General features: G+C 57.0%; 8 protein-coding genes. 3 read left to right on the top strand and 5 right to left on the bottom strand.

Annotated elements, in window-relative coordinates; translation table 11 throughout:
• Nucleotides 1-106 precede the first annotated feature (106 nt).
• From ACFO5Q_RS08145 to ACFO5Q_RS08135, 3 genes are all read right to left on the bottom strand, one after another.
• Nucleotides 107-1015 carry a 50S ribosomal protein L11 methyltransferase gene (locus ACFO5Q_RS08145; RefSeq protein WP_068152336.1) on the bottom strand — a complete coding sequence of 303 codons (909 nt, stop codon included), beginning with the start codon at nucleotides 1013-1015 and terminating at the stop codon, nucleotides 107-109.
• Between the two features lie 10 nt (nucleotides 1016-1025).
• Nucleotides 1026-3380: an ATP-dependent helicase gene (locus tag ACFO5Q_RS08140; protein WP_068152337.1), complete on the bottom strand. Its 2355-nt coding sequence runs from the start codon at nucleotides 3378-3380 to the stop codon at nucleotides 1026-1028.
• A gap of 71 nt (nucleotides 3381-3451) precedes the next feature.
• Complete coding sequence (locus ACFO5Q_RS08135; RefSeq protein WP_068152339.1) at nucleotides 3452-5260, bottom strand: chloride channel protein; 1809 nt, start codon at nucleotides 5258-5260, stop codon at nucleotides 3452-3454.
• 250 nt (nucleotides 5261-5510) lie between these two features.
• Between ACFO5Q_RS08135 and ACFO5Q_RS08130 the strand changes: the two genes are divergently transcribed.
• Nucleotides 5511-8936, top strand: coding sequence for an AsmA family protein (locus ACFO5Q_RS08130; RefSeq protein WP_068152341.1), 3426 nt, complete (start codon nucleotides 5511-5513; stop codon nucleotides 8934-8936).
• On the opposite strand, the gene ACFO5Q_RS08125 is transcribed toward ACFO5Q_RS08130, so the two are convergent.
• Together ACFO5Q_RS08125 and ACFO5Q_RS08120 are read right to left on the bottom strand one after the other, a co-directional pair.
• A complete protein-coding gene (locus ACFO5Q_RS08125) occupies nucleotides 8896-9123 on the bottom strand; it encodes a ribbon-helix-helix domain-containing protein (protein WP_068152578.1) in 228 nt (75 codons plus the stop codon). The genes ACFO5Q_RS08130 and ACFO5Q_RS08125 overlap by 41 nt on opposite strands.
• Before the next feature lie 31 nt (nucleotides 9124-9154).
• Nucleotides 9155-10504, bottom strand: a complete 1350-nt coding sequence (locus tag ACFO5Q_RS08120; RefSeq protein WP_068152343.1) for an MFS transporter — start codon at nucleotides 10502-10504, stop codon at nucleotides 9155-9157.
• Nucleotides 10505-10642: 138 nt separating this feature from the next.
• Between ACFO5Q_RS08120 and ACFO5Q_RS08115 the strand changes: the two genes are divergently transcribed.
• Entirely contained in the window at nucleotides 10643-11671 is a 1029-nt protein-coding gene (locus tag ACFO5Q_RS08115; RefSeq protein ID WP_068152346.1) for a LacI family DNA-binding transcriptional regulator, read from the top strand.
• 337 nt (nucleotides 11672-12008) lie between these two features.
• The gene (locus ACFO5Q_RS08110; RefSeq protein WP_068152350.1) at nucleotides 12009-15005 is read left to right on the top strand and encodes a TonB-dependent receptor; all 2997 of its coding nucleotides are present in this window, start codon (nucleotides 12009-12011) and stop codon (nucleotides 15003-15005) included.
• The last annotated feature ends 150 nt before the right edge of the window (nucleotides 15006-15155 follow it).

The raw sequence follows: 15155 nt of genomic DNA, 5'->3' as shown, positions 1-15155 counted from the left end.
GGGCTTGAGCCCACAGGCCAATCCCTAGAATTTCCCAGTGGGGCAGTCTTCTCCTGAAACAAGGCTGGCCCACTTATCCCCGAGGCATTTTCCTCCCAAAAATGCTTCACGGCTTGCGTAAAACAAGCGCGAGCCACTCCCCTTTCTCTACTCTGCCCAGAGATACTAGTCCTCGAGCCAGATATGGTTCGAGGACTTCTTTTTCCTGGGTCACGAGAAGCCCGGAAAGTACAAGCGTGCCACCTTTGGAGAGCGCGTCGACAATATCTGGAGCGAGATCCACAAGGGGGCCAGCCAGGATATTGGCGGTGATCAGGTCAAACGGCTTCTCGCCATTAAAGGCCGGGTCATCCAACCCAGGGGCCACGACCACAGCCATGCCCGGCAGACCGGAACCAATCGCACGTGGGATACCACTATTGACGGTGATATTCTCTTCGGTCACCTCAATTGCGATGGGGTCGATGTCAGACGCGACAATGCGCATCTTGGGCCATACCTTTTGCCCCGCCAGTGCCAAAACGCCGGAGCCAGTACCCAGATCGAGCATGGTCCTCGGTTTGATCTCATCCGCCAGCTGGTCCAGCACTTCAAGGCAGGCAGCAGTGGTTTCATGCTTGCCGGTGCCGAAGGCCTGGCCTGCGTCAATCTGCAAGTTGATGGTCTCTGGCTTTGCCTTGTCGGCGTCGTGGCTACCGAAAACGAAGAACCGGCCCGCTTCCACGGGCGCCAGCAGTTTCTGGCTTTCGCTGACCCAGTCCTTGTTTTCAACGGGCGCCAGCTCGTGTTGCCAGTTTTCAAGGCCCATGCGGGAGAGTACGGCATTCAGGAATTCACTATCTGGGCGGCTCGGGAAGAAGATTTCAACGCGCCAAAGCGCTTCGCCCGGTTGTTCGAAATAGGACAGCGTGGGCGGAAATTCACCGCGCTCGTCCGCTGCAAGCTCAAGGGTTGCTTCAAGCTCGCGCGCACGGGCTTCCGGCAGTTCGCCATTCAGGCACCAGATATCGCTCATTCTTGTCTCCTCAGGCGCGGGTGACGAAGGTGTCAACCACGCGCTTGGCGCCGGCCTTATCGAATTCGACGAGCAGCTTATTGCCTTCGACGTCCTCAACCATGCCGTAGCCGAATTTGTCATGAAATACCCGCTCACCGATCGCGAAATCGCTTATGGGGGCAGGGGTCTTTTTCTTCGGTTTTGAAGGCTTCACCGTGATGGTTGGCGGTGCGCTGCGGCGCGGCCGCTGGTCAAACGACTGCTGCTCCTGCCGCCAGGTTTGTGCCCGCTGCCAGCCGGGGCCGTATTTGTCGCCGCCAGAGGTGTAATAGCCTTCGTCAGAGAAGTCATCGCCCCAGCCGCCGCGGCTCTGTCGCTGGTTGCCGTACAGGCCCTGGTTTGATTCCATTTCGATATGGTCTGCCGGCAGCTCGTCAATGAAACGGCTTGGCAGGCTGGATTGCCACTGGCCGAATACCTGCCGATTGCCTGCAAAATAGATGTTGGCTTTCTGTTTGGCCCGCGTGATGCCCACATACGCCAGGCGGCGCTCTTCCTCCAGCCCCTTGACGCCGGTTTCATCCAGCGCGCGTTGGTTCGGGAACAGACCTTCCTCCCAGCCTGGCAGGAAAACGGTATCGAACTCAAGGCCCTTGGCACCGTGGAGCGTCATTAGCGACACTTTCTCGCGGGTGTCGTTATTGTCGTTTTCCATAACGAGCGCGATATGCTCAAGGTATCCCCCAAGGTTCTCGAACTCGCCCATGGCAGAGACCATCTCCTTGACGTTTTCAAGCTTGCCCGGAGCGTCCGGTGATTTGTCATTCTGCCACATTTCCATATAGCCCGATTCCTCGAGCATCATTTCCGTGACTTCCACATGGCTGTGGGTGTGCAGCATCGCGCGCCAGCGGTCAAAATCATCCATCAAGCTTGAGAGCTTGTTGCGTGCGGCGGGCCGCAGGATATCCATGCCGCCGATCATGCGCGCGGCATACGGGAGCGACACACCGTGCGACTGCGCAAGCGCATGCACCTTCTGGATGCTGGCAGTCCCCAAGCCCCGTTTGGGCACATTGACGATGCGCTCAAACGCCAGCGCGTCGTCTGGCTGGGCAATCACGCGCAGATAAGCCATCACATCGCGGATTTCGGCACGCTCATAAAAGCGCGGGCCGCCCACAACGCGGTAGGGAATGCCAAGGGTAATCAGGCGTTCCTCGAATTCGCGCATCTGGAAGCCGGTACGCACCAGAATGGCAATTTCGCTCAGTGCATGCTGCTTTGAATGCAGGTTTTCAATCTCTTCACAGATGGACCTTGCTTCCTCTGGCCCATCCCATACGCCTTTGACTGTGACCTTCTCGCCTTCGCCAGCGTCGGTCCACAGGGTTTTGCCAAGCCGCCCTTCGTTTGACGTAATCAGCGAAGAGGCCGCCGCGAGGATATGGCCGGTAGAGCGGTAATTCTGCTCAAGCCGCACAACCGTGGCGCCCGGGAAGTCAGTGGAGAACTTCAGGATGTTTCCCACTTCGGCACCACGCCAACCGTAGATGGATTGGTCATCGTCGCCCACGCAGCAGATGTTCTTACTGGCCTGTGACAGAAGGCGCAGCCACAGATACTGGGCCACGTTGGTATCCTGATACTCGTCCACCAGAATGTAGCGGAACTGGTTGTGATATTCCTTCAGGACGTCCGGGTGGGATTGGAACAGCGTGATGCAGTGCATCAACAGGTCGCCGAAGTCGGCGGCGTTCAAAATCTTGAGGCGCTCCTGATAGGCGGCATACAGTTTGCCGCCCAGGCCGTTAGCGTAAGCGTAGCTTTCGCCTTCCGGTACGCGCTCAGGCGTCAGGGCCTTGTTTTTCCAGCGGTCGATGAGGCCTGCGAGTGCCCGGGCAGGCCAGCGCTTGTCGTCGATATTTTCGGCCTGAATCAGCTGCTTCAACAGCCTGATCTGGTCGTCGGTATCCAGAATGGTGAAGTTGGACTGAATGCCAACCAGCTCCGCGTGTTTCCTCAGGATACGCACGCAGATCGAGTGGAAGGTGCCGATCCACATGCCTTCGACCGGGCGGCCGATCACGCGGGCGACCCGTTCCTGCATTTCCTTGGCGGCCTTGTTGGTGAAGGTTACTGCCAGGATGTTCCAGGGTGCGGCGCGGCCCGTCGCCATCAGGTGGCCAAGGCGGGTCGTCAGCACACGGGTTTTGCCGGTGCCGGCGCCCGCGAGCACAAGCACAGGTCCTTCGGTGGCCAGGACAGCGTCGCGCTGCGGCTCATTCAGGCCGTCCAGATAGGGCGGCGGCATGTCATTTTGCGGCTGCGGCGCTTGTGGCGCTGGGCTCAGGTCATCTAAATCGAACGGATCACTCATCATGAGGCGTCTATAGCACCCTCGCGCGCGTGCGGGAAGCAGCAGTTGATAAGATTTTGGAAGATGTCCCAGGCTCAGGCGCGTCGGCCCATTTTATGGTCCTGCCCCTGGCTTTCCAGAAGGGCCCGGTTATATTCCTTCATCACATCGCGGTGGCGAATCAAGCCCACAACCACGTTGTTCTGGCTTGGGGAAATAACGGGCAGCACCTCCTCGCCGCTCATCTCCAGGCGGTGAAGTGCAAGCTGCAGGGCATCGGTGGCTTTCACTTTCTGCGGCGCATCGCGCATGAATTTGGCAACCGGTGTCTGGGCCTTTTCCGGGTTGTCGAAAATATCCGGCGGCAATTGGCTGAAGGTCAGGCTGCCGGTCATGTGGCCGGCTTCATCTGTCGCGATCAGCAGACCGCCGCCCTGAGCGACCAATAGTTCCCTGGCTTTTACGGCCGGTTCAGTATCGCGCACTGTGAAGAAGTCGCGGGTCATATGGTCTGCCACACGGGCGGATTTCAACAGGTATGTCGCCTTGCCGCCTTCAAGCCGCACACCGCGGTTTGCAAGCTGCATCAGGAAGAAGGAGCGCTCGAAGAAGGCGCTGGTGACCATGCTTGCGACCGCTGAGGCAATCATTACTGCGATGGTGACGTTATAATCCCCCGTGATCTCGAAGACGATCAGCATTGTGGAAATGGGTGCGCCAAGCACTGCAGAAGCCACAGCCCCCATACCCACAACAGCATACAGGCCGGGGGTGGACGCCAGGTCCGGGAAGATGGCGGCTGCGACAATGCCAAAGGCGCCGCCAAGCATGGCCCCCAGGAACAGGCTGGGGCTGAAAACGCCGCCGCCGAAACGGCCCGCATAGGAAATGACGGTTGCGGCCATCTTGGCCACCATCAGCGACAGGAGAAGCTCGAACCCATATTCGCCGTTGAGGGCCCGGCTTGTGGCTTCATACCCAACGCTGAGGATTTCCGGGTAGAAGATCGCGATGGCGCCAACAAACAGCCCGGCTGTCGCAGGCTGCAGCCAGTATGGAATTTTGCCAAGCTTGATGCGGACCTTGTCGCCCCAGTCCATGCCAGCCATGAAGGTGACCGCCACAAAGGCGGCACCGATGCCCAGGATGAAGAAAGCCGGAAATTCCCAGAAACTGGCAATCATATATTCCGTTGTCTCAAATGCCGGGAAGTTGCCCAAATGTGCACGGCTCACCAACGTACCTGCGATAGCAGCGATCACGATGGGGGCAAAGGCGTGCAGGGCATAGTGCCCTAGAATAACCTCAAGCGCGAAGAAGACCCCGGCGATTGGCGCATTAAAGGAGGCCGCGACCGCGGAAGCGACACCGCACCCCAACAGGGTTCTGGCAGCCGATGGGTTCAGGTGCAGCGCCCGGGTAAGGGCTGAGGCCATTGTGGCCCCAAGATGCACCACCGGTCCTTCGCGGCCCATAGATGCACCCGAACCCAGTGAAACGATGGTGGCCACAGCGCTTGCAATGCCACTTTTGATGCCAAGGCGACCGTTATGAAGGGCTGCTGCTTCAATCACGTTGGGCACGCCGCGGGCCTGGTGCTTGTTGATGAAGCGTAAAATCTGTCCGACAACCAGGCCGCCGCCCACAAGTGCGGCCATGATGTGCCATACGGGCAGGTGCTTGGCACCGGAGGCCAGTTCGGCTTCGCTCAGGCCGTAAACCAGTTCGAGGAGGGCGCCGATGGCAAGATAGAAGCCGATGGCAGCATAACCGCTGATGACGCCCACAATGACCGCGAGCACGGTGATCGCGCCGAATTCATACCCGCCGGCGGAAAACAGCGTGGTACGGACACGGCGCCTGATGCGGCCAAAAAAACCTGATTTTTTGCCAGACATCGGCATATGGGGATTCTCTCCCAAAAACTTCAACGCATGGTCTGGCCGCAAGGTGTGCTTACAAGGCGTAATCACCCGTTTGCGCGATATTCGGCCAGAGAACCAAGGTACCTTAGTGTTTGAAATCAAAAAGGTTAAGCGAATTCGCCGCATCAATGCCCTATTCTAAAGGCAGGCTTGCAAACTCCCCTTGTCAAAGGGGGATTGATTTCGCACTGTTCTCATTGAGGGCAAGTGAATTTGAACGGAGCCAGCTGTGAAAACCGGTAAGTTGTTGAAACTGACATATTGGCTGTTCGGGTCGCTGGTGGCGCTTTTGCTGCTGGCATCTGTAGCAATCGGTTTTCTGGATTGGAATCAGTATCGCGGCACGCTGTCGGAACTGGCATCTTCGCGGCTCGGCATGCGGGTCGATCTGGCCGGGCGGGTTACAGTCGGCCTGTTCCCGCGTCCAGAGGTGTCGGCAGAAACCGTGCGCCTGTATCCAGCAGCCGACCCGGCGGCTGATTTTGTCGCAACCGCAGACCGCATTGATATGCGGCTTGGGTTTGGTGCCCTTCTCAAAGGGGATGTTGCTATTCAGCACCTGGGGTTTGACGGCCTCAATGTGGTGGTGCAGGAAGACGCCGAGGGGGCATGGAACGTAAAGGGATGGCCAAAGGCCGAAACTAAGACGGAAACATCAGCCGTTGCCATTCAAATGGAGCGTCTGAAAATCGTGGGCGGCACGGTTGAGCTTGTGGATAACGCGGGCGTCAGCCGCACCATTGAAGGGTTGTCGTTTAATTTGAAGGGGCAACTGCCGGACGGTCCATTGGAGTGGGACGGGAGTTTTGTTGCAGCTGGGCAGACAGTCACATCCTCTGGTCGCCTGCGACCCAGCAGGGGCGAAAGTACCCTCTCGGTGAAGACTGACATTGGCATGGCCGGTGGGGCGCTGCATATATCCGGCCGGCTGTTCGGTGACGGTTTTGCCGGTCGTATTCAAACAGAAGGCGATAATCTGGCGTCATTTGCCACGGCTTTTCAGTCACTGATGGGCGATACGGCCACTGCGTCTTCGCTACCGGAATCGAATTTTCAGTTGGACGTGCAGGTTGACCGCGAGGCCGGCGTCTATAGGGCGATTTCTCGTACGATGGATGTTGGCGGGACGCGCGGACGCCTTGACCTGACAATTGCCCGCAGAGGCATCGGCTTCCACGCTGCCGGTTCCGCGTCGCTTGGCATTATCGATCTGGCGCCTTGGCTTGAGGCCTTGGAGAAGACTGACGGCCAGGAAACCGCTGCCACTGAGCCGGCGGGCACTGGTCGCCTGACCGGTGCGCTGGACGTGGCAGTGGAAGGTATTGAGGTCGGCGGCGGCGTCATCCAGCAAGTGGATGCCGTGGTGCGCTTTACCGAGAGTGGCTTGGCGCTCACAAACCTGCAGGCGCTTTTGCCGGGTGGCTCGGGGCTGTTTTTCACGGGCTCTGTGACGCCGACTGAGGGGCAGGGGAAACTGCAGCTGATGTCGGGCAATCTGCCGGTTTTGCTGCGGTGGATGCAAATTGACGTGTCGGAACGTATTCCGGCGGGGCGGCTGGCAACCGGTGAATTGTCCGCAGACGTCACGATCAGGCAGGATGAATGGCGGCTGTCCGGGCTTGAGGCACGAATCGATACATCGAATTTCAAGGGACAGGTGATTGGCAGTGCGGGCAGCATTTGGCCGACGGCTGTTGAACTGGCGGCTGATGCCCTCAATCTTGATGCTTACCTCTCAGACAAGGCTAGCGGTGCGGCGCCCAGGGATATCTTTGCGGCCATGCCGGCAGTGCCGGTGTCGGTCAAGATGACGGCGGACGAGGTTCTTTGGGGTGGTGCCAAATATTCAGGGCTTCAGCTAACAGGGGATGTGGGCTCGGAACAGGCCAGGCTGACGGGGCTTTCGGTCAGGCATGCGGGCGGGAGCCTGAACTTGACAGGCAGTTTGCGCCCCATGGGCGATACCCTGGATGTAGAAGCGGAAGCCTCTCTCTCTCGTTGGGCATTCCCGGCTCTGCGCGAAGGAAGCGAAGAGGCGGCAGGTTATCTGCAGGCCCTGGGTCTTAAGGGCGTCAGTGGCACGCTGTCTGCGGCTGGGCCACTGGAGGCCATGCGCTTAACTGTCAGACTTGCTGAAGGAGAACAGCGTAACCTGACGCTTAGTGGCGGGGTGGGATTTGCCGGCGGCGCGCTGAAGATCGACGGCCTGCAGGGAACCCTTGCTCACGAAGACATGTCGCGTCTGGCCATGTTCGAATCGTATGCTTTGCAGGGCAGGGTGCCGGTAGATATTACTTTTGCAGTTAGCGACAACGCTGAAGGCACAAGATCCATTACATTGAGTGGCGTTATTGCAGGTGGCCAGATGTTGGCCGAAGGCAGTCAGAAGGGTGATCGCGAGGACTGGCGCCTCAGCTATGATCACAAGCGCGCGGCGGATGTGCTTGCCCTTTTGGGCCGCGAAGGACAGTTACCACATCCTGCTGAGCCGGTAAGGGCGCGGGCGCGTGTAACAGCCGCAGGCGGCGGCTGGAACGCAGAAGATATTGAAATCCGTAACGGTCCAGCGCGGCTTGCTGGCGCGCTTTCCATGGGGGCGGACGACAAGGTCGCGGGCAAATTGATGGCTTCGGGCCTCACATACAATCCGCTTTTGGGGCAACGGCAGGGTAATGTGCCAACAACGCCAGAAACTGGGCAGGTACCAGCATTCTTTGACCTGGCTGGTCGGGTGGATCTTGCACTCGATCAAGTGGTGATTTTGGGGCAGAAGGTTTCAGCACCAAACGCAAGCCTGCTGGCCGGTGACCGCAGCCTGCGCTTTGCGCTGGGCGACCAGGCGACGGTGAATGGCGGTGGCTCATCAGTAACACTGAATTTGATTGCCGGTGAGGCTATGTCTCTCAGCGGGCAGGTCGATGTTGCCAATATTGATATCGGCGCGATGTTGCGTGCAGAAGGGCTTGCCGCGGCTCTGCAGGGCGCGGCTTCGCTGTCGCTATCCTTTGACGGGCAGGGCGACAGTCTGGACGCCATTCTGCGCGGGCTTAAGGGGCGGGGAGAAATGAAAGGGCAGGCAGGCAGCCTTAATTTCCTGGGTGTACCTACGCTGGTGCGGGAAATGAGCAGTGCGCCGACGGCGTCCGCCTTCCTTGGGTCCGTTGGTAATTGGCTGCGACAGGGCAGCACAAGCTATAGCACCCTTAATGCGCGCTTTACATTGGACGCTGGCACGATGCTTCTTGAAGAACTGACTGCGGCTGGGGGCTGGGGGCAATTCGGCCTTGATGGCCAGATCAACTTCAGGGATTCATTCCTGAACCTCAAGGGCCTGCTGGCCCTGACAACGCCGCCTGACACGCCTGCCATTCCAGTGGAATATACGGGGCCGCTGGATAATCCTAGTGCGTCATGGACTAGCCGGGCGCTGGAGCGATTTGTTATCGCCGGGATAGAGCGGCGGCTTCGCGGCAGCCTGGCTAAAGACCTGGAGAAAATTCAAGGCGATCAGCCGGTGACAAACCCCGGCGCTGAAGTCTTCACGCGGGCTTTTGACTTGTTGTCCCGTTTGAAGGCGAAGCAGGATGCGCAGAAGAAAAAAGCTGAGGATGAAGCTACTGATTCTTCTCAAGAGACTGAAGAACAAAGGCCCTGAGCGCGCCGGAAAGAGAACCGCTCCTGGCTTCATCGATTAGCCGCACAAGCTCGTTCATCGACAGGTCCTGCTCTTTGGCCAAGTGGCGCAAATGACGCCAGAAGCATTTTTCCAGCGAAATTGAGGTTCGGTGGCCAGCAATGGTTACCGAATGTTTTTCCAGTTTTGCATCATCAAGATCCAGCATGGTGCTGATCATGCACCGGAATTGGCGTGGGTCAAGAAGTGTTGCGCGCTTTAATCGCGCTGACAATTTCACCATGCAGTTTTGCGGTGATGGGATAGAAGAAGATCAGCAGGCCGGAAAGCACCAGCGCGGCCATAGGGATCAGGGTGAATATATGACGTATGCCGTCCGCCGTGTTTGCCATGAGCGGTGTGTCCGCCTGATAACCTACAATATTCAACAGGTGACCAAGCGCGAAGGCCGACAGCCCGATGGAAATCTTCTGGAAGGATGAGGCGACGCCGATCAGCAGGCTTTCGTTTTGCACCATGCTTTTGAACTCGCCATACTCAATCGTGTCCGGCAGCATGCTCCAGAATATGACAGAATAAGAACTGAGCCCCAATGTCACCACAACCATGGCGCCAAGGGCTAGAGCCGCGTCATTTCCAACCCCACCAAACAGGAGCGCCAGCCCAATGCTTGCAATCACGCTACCGGCCAGCCATGCGTTCCGCTTGCCGATCTTGAGCGCAATATAGGCCCAGAAGGGGATGCAGAAGAGCCCCGCGCCAGACATGATGAAAATGGCGGTGTTTCCGGGCGCGCGGTCGCCGATCTGGCTTTCAAAGAAATACAGGACGCTTTGGCCGATAATGGTGTTGGCCACTGTCACCAGCATGATGCCACCCACCAGAAGCAGAAATGGTCCGTTGTGCAAAATGGCCGAAAGGCTTTCCCCGATGGCGCTTGGGTGCCTGTCGGGCAGGTCTTCCCGCAGTGTGTGGCGCGTTGAAAAGAAACATATCCACAGAACCACAATGCCAACAATCGCGGCGCTGTAGCCCATGACCGAGAAGGCGATATCGTCTGCCATGCTCTGTTGCAACCATTTGGCAAACGCCGTGATGGAAACGCCGCCGAGGAAACCGCAATACATGCGGATGGCCGCCAGGCGGGTTCGCCCGTTTGATGCCCGGGTGACCCTTGCGCTTAAGGCGGAATAGGGAATGGAAACAAGCGTATAGCAGGTTCTGAATAGCAGGAGTGTGGCCAGGATGTAGGCTGCCTGCCAGAAGCTGTCAGCAAATTGGACAGGCGTGAACAACAGCGCAAACGATATGCCTAGAGGTACGGCGCCGAGCAAGAGGTATGGCCGGTAAGGCCCCCAGCGCCCCTTTGTGCGTTCTGCCAGATAGCCCATGACCGGGTCGGTTGCGGCATCCCAGACCATGCCAATCAGGAAGATGGTGCCGACGACCTCGGGCGGCACGCCAACAACATCTGTGTAAAAGAAGAAAAGGTAAAAGCCCACGCTTTGCCAGAACAGGTTCAGGGCGTAATCGCCCGAGCCATATCCCAGGAAGGATTTCCATTCTTGTCTGGCAGCCTTCTGGTTCAATCCGGTCCCCTGGATGGCCTTCGGCAGGCGGTCATAATGAGGTTAAGTGGCTGACAGCGCTATCATATTTACGTGACTGTCGCAATAGCAACGCTATAGTGTTATTCAGGCTTTGTCGAGCGACGCAGGAGTGTAGAAGTGGATGATTTAAAGGGAAAAAACGCGACCATCAGTGATGTCGCCCGGCTTGCTGGCGTGTCGATGAAGACCGTCTCCCGCGTGCTTAACAACGAAAAATATGTCTCGAAGGACAAGAAGGAAAAGGTGCTGGCCGTTGCGGCTGAGCTCAACTACCGCCCGTCGTTGCAGGCCCGTGGGCTTGCAGGCAACCGGTCTTTCATGATTGGCCTGTTTGTTGATGACCCTAGCGGTGATTATATTTCCAAGGTTCAGCGCGGCATTCTGCGTCGGTGTGAAGAAGCTGGCTGTCATTTGGTTGTCGATGTACTCAGAGAACGCGGCAACGATGCCAAACTTCGTCAAATCCTGAACAGCATTCGGTTCGATGGCGTGGTCCTGTCGTCGCCTGTGTGTGATGATGTGACGGTTCTGGACGCCCTTCGGGAGCGCCAGGTGCCCACCGTGCGGATCGGTCCAGGCGTGGATGCCAAGGACATGGGTCAGATCGAGATAGATGATTTCAAGGCCTCTTTTGAAGCGACCGAATATCTGATCAAGGCTGGGCACAAGCGTATCGCTTTCGTCAAAGGTGACCCGAACCACGGGTGTTCCCTTGACCGGGAGCAGGGCTATTCCAAGGCCATGCGGGCCCACGGGCTGCCTGTCAGTAACGATCTGGTTGTGCCCGGCATGTTCTCGTACGACAGTGGCTATCAAGCGGCCGAAAAGCTGCTGGCGGTCAACGGCCGGCCAACCGCAGTCTTTGCTAGTAACGATGAAATGGCTGCAGGCGTTGTCGCCTGTGCCCAGGCGCATGGATTGCGTGTGCCGGGTGACCTTTCTGTCATGGGGTTCGATGACGACTTCCTGGCAACCATCATATCACCCGCAATTACCACTGTCCGGCAACCGATCGAGGACATGGCCGCGCGTGCGGTCGACCTTATTCTGGAAGCGAAAGGCAAAAGTGCCGCGCTCGAAGATAAGACCATTACCTTTGATTATGAGCTTGTTGTCCGTAAATCTGTTCAGAAGGTTTCTGCGTAAGAAACATCAAATCAGAATTAACGGTTTCGCCGGAATCGTGAGTCGCTACATGGGGCAGGTTTAAACCTTTTCAGTATACATTTGGCGTATTTTCCCCAAATAATTGTCCGGTAGGACTGTCTTGATGCTGCTTTCTAAGTAACTGAAGTTATTGCGGGAAAAGATATTTTGCGGATTTTTGTTGGCTATAATATGACAGCGCTGTCTGAAATGTCTGGACAAATTGCCGCTGTTTTTATAGTTAGATAAGACAGCGCTGTCATGTTTTGGGAGATATGGCTCATTTAAGCGCCTATTAGGGAAATGTACTTAGCTTAGGGGAACGGAAGGGAAATTCATGAGACCTGGAAGCATTTATCGAAATTCGGTAGCGAGTACCATGTCGCTTATTATGGCGGCTGTTACGGCCTCTACCGCAGTCGCGCAGGAGGCTGATGACGCCTCGGCTGATGACCTGGGACTGGAAGAAATCGTTGTTACGGGTATTCGTGGCAGCCTGAAGCAGGCGATGGATGTCAAGCGCGACGCTCGCGGTATTGTTGACGCCATCAGTGCTGAGGACTTCGGTAAGTTCCCCGACACGAACCTGGCGGAATCACTTCAGCGCATTACCGGTGTGTCCATTGACCGCGTCAACGGCGAAGGCAGCAAGGTAACGGTTCGTGGCTTCGGTCCAGACTTCAACCTTGTGACCCTGAATGGCCGTCAGATGCCGACATCCGGCCTTGAAGATACGTCTGCGTCAGCCTCGCGTTCGTTCGACTTTGCGAATATCGCAGCAGAAGGCATTTCTGGCGTGCAGGTATATAAGACTGGTCGCGCCTCCGTACCAACCGGCGGTATCGGTTCCACGATCAATATCTCCACGACCCGTCCGCTTGATGCGCCCGGCATGAAGGCGACCATTGGTGCGAAGGCTGTTGCTGATACGTCAGACGACGACGGTACATCCGTAACGCCTGAGATTTCCGGCCTCTACAGCAACACCTTTGCTGACGACAAATTTGGTGTTGCCCTGACAGGTTCCTACCAGAAGCGCAAGGGTGGATACACGCAGGCATCTGCCGGTTGGCGCGGCGCGTTTGAAGGTACCCAGAACGACTGGGGGACTTTGCCGCAGATCCCGGATGGTGGCACGGAAGCTGACATCAATGTCACCAACCGTCCTGGCGCTGGTGACTATTATTCCACAACGCAGAACATGGCTTATTCCATGACTGGGATCGACCGTGAACGCATCAACGGCCAGCTGACCATGCAGTTCCGCCCGGTCGATACCATCACTGCAACAGCGGACTACACCTATTCACAGAACAAAATCGGTACCGAGCGTCATGACATGTCCGTTTGGTTCAACCATGGCGCAACAACAAGCGCATGGACGGACGGTCCGGTTGCAGGCCCGCTCTTGTATGCCGAAGATTTCGGCGGCAGCCCAAGCGACCTTTCGTTTGGCGGCGTTGAGTTCGCCACCAAGAATGAAAACAAGTCCCTTGGTTTCAATGTAGAGTGGACACCGACCGACAATTTCGAGCTTGAGCTGGATTACCATAACTCTAGCGCGGAGTCCGGTGCAGATAGCCCTTATGGCAGCAACGTCGCGCTCGGCACTGCAAGCTTCACGCTTCAGTCGCAATCGATTGATTTTTCGGAAGAATTTCCGGTTCTGTCCATCTCGCAGGTCGATGGCCTGACGGGAATTGACCCATCACGCATCGTGTCCACAGGCTCGAGCTTCCGCAACAGCTACATGCGGACGGATATCGAGCAGGCGCAGTTCAACGGCTCCTGGCACTTTGATGAGGGTATCGTCGAAAGCATCGACTTTGGCGCGTCCTATACGGAGAATAAAGTACGGTCGGCTTACGCCAACGTACAGCGTGACACCTGGGGCGGTGCAGGGCCGGCTTCGGACCTGCCCGATGACATCTTTGAGGTTATCAGTGTAGCTGACAAGTTTGACAATCTCGATGGCTCCGATAATGCGGCGCTCTTTAACGAGTGGGTCGTCTATGACTTCGAGACCATGGTTGGTCTGATCGATGATCTTTACGGCGCATGTGGCGGTAACGGACAATGTGCTTCTACCGACTGGCAGGTTGATCGTCGCACCACTGAAGAAACCTTTGCTGCCTACTTCCAGGTGAATGCAAGCTGGGAAGTCTCCGGTAATCCGCTGAATATTGTGGCTGGCCTGCGCTATGAGGACACGGATGTGACGTCTCGTGCACTTGTGCCAATCGCGACCGGCACACAGTGGGTTGCAGCCAACGAAGCTGTGGTAATCTTCTCACCGGATCAGGATTTCACAGAACTGACTGGTGGCTACGATAACTGGCTTCCATCCATTGATATCGACTTCTCGCCACTTCAGGATGTGGTGTTGCGGGCGTCCTACTCCAAGACGATCGCACGTCCGAACTATGCAGACATCCAAGGTGGCCAGACCATTAATAATCTCTTCCGGATTGGTGGCGGTACGGGTAGCCAGGGTAACCCGGACCTACTTCCATTCGAATCCACCAACTGGGACTTCAGTGCTGAATGGTACTATGACGATGCAAGCTACTTCGCTGTTGGGTACTTCAACAAGAAGGTGAAAAACTTCATCGGCACGGAAACCATTACGGCTACACCATTTGACCTGCCGAACCCATTCGGAGGCCCACGTTATAACGACGCCGTGGCAGCTGTAGGCAGCGACGACCTGGTGGAAATCCGGAATTGGATTTTCGCGAACGCGGACCCAAGCACCGTGGAAGTCACGGGCGTTGACTCCAACGGCGACACCACAGGCAACATCCTGGGTGTAGCGGGCGAAGATCCAACGCTTGAGTTTGTGGTAAGCATTCCGTCAAACCAGCGGTCTGCCAAGCTGAATGGTTGGGAATTTGCCCTGCAGCACACCTTTGGTGATAGCGGCTTTGGTGCGATCCTGAACTACACCATCGTAAACGGTGATGTTGGGTTTAATGACCTGACGAACTGGAACCAGGAACAATTCGCGCTTTACGGTCTTTCGGACACAGCCAACATTGTCGGTTTCTACGACAAAGATGGCCTTCAGGTTCGTGTCGCCTACAACTGGCGTGACAAGTTCCTGTCCGGGATTATCCAGGGCGAATATGCACAGCGTCACCCGAACTATGTCGAGGCATACGGCCAGTTTGATGTGAACGTCAGCTATGATGTGAACGACCAGATCACGGTGTTTGCAGAGGGCATCAACGTGACGGGCGCCACGCAGCGGAGCCACGGGCGGAGTGAAAACACCGTCCTTTGGGCAACACAGGCTGGTGCGCGTTACCAGGTTGGTGTTCGCTACAAGTTCTAGGGCAACCTCAACTTTCCCAAGCCCAAGGAAGGCCGCCATTCGTGGCGGCTTTCTGCCCAACAGGGGTAAAGCGTCGGTTCAGTGAGCCATGTGCCTTGTCTGGGCCGCCCGAAAGGGCGTAGCATAAACAGCATGCCGGTTCTGGGGAGA

Origin of the sequence: Kordiimonas lipolytica (assembly GCF_042651265.1) — a bacterium.
Taxonomy (GTDB): Bacteria; Pseudomonadota; Alphaproteobacteria; order Sphingomonadales; family Kordiimonadaceae; genus Kordiimonas; species Kordiimonas lipolytica.
This window is presented reverse-complemented; position numbering and strand designations above follow the sequence as displayed.

Excerpts from the sequence above, each read along its gene's own strand:
- ACFO5Q_RS08145 (WP_068152336.1), bottom strand. The coding sequence starts at position 1,015 with ATGAGCGATATCTGGTGCCTGAATGGCGAACTGCCGGAAGCCCGTGCG.
- ACFO5Q_RS08140 (WP_068152337.1), bottom strand. The coding sequence starts at position 3,380 with ATGATGAGTGATCCGTTCGATTTAGATGACCTGAGCCCAGCGCCACAA.
- ACFO5Q_RS08135 (WP_068152339.1), bottom strand. The coding sequence starts at position 5,260 with ATGCCGATGTCTGGCAAAAAATCAGGTTTTTTTGGCCGCATCAGGCGC.
- ACFO5Q_RS08125 (WP_068152578.1), bottom strand. The coding sequence starts at position 9,123 with ATGCTGGATCTTGATGATGCAAAACTGGAAAAACATTCGGTAACCATT.
- ACFO5Q_RS08110 (WP_068152350.1), top strand. The coding sequence starts at position 12,009 with ATGAGACCTGGAAGCATTTATCGAAATTCGGTAGCGAGTACCATGTCG.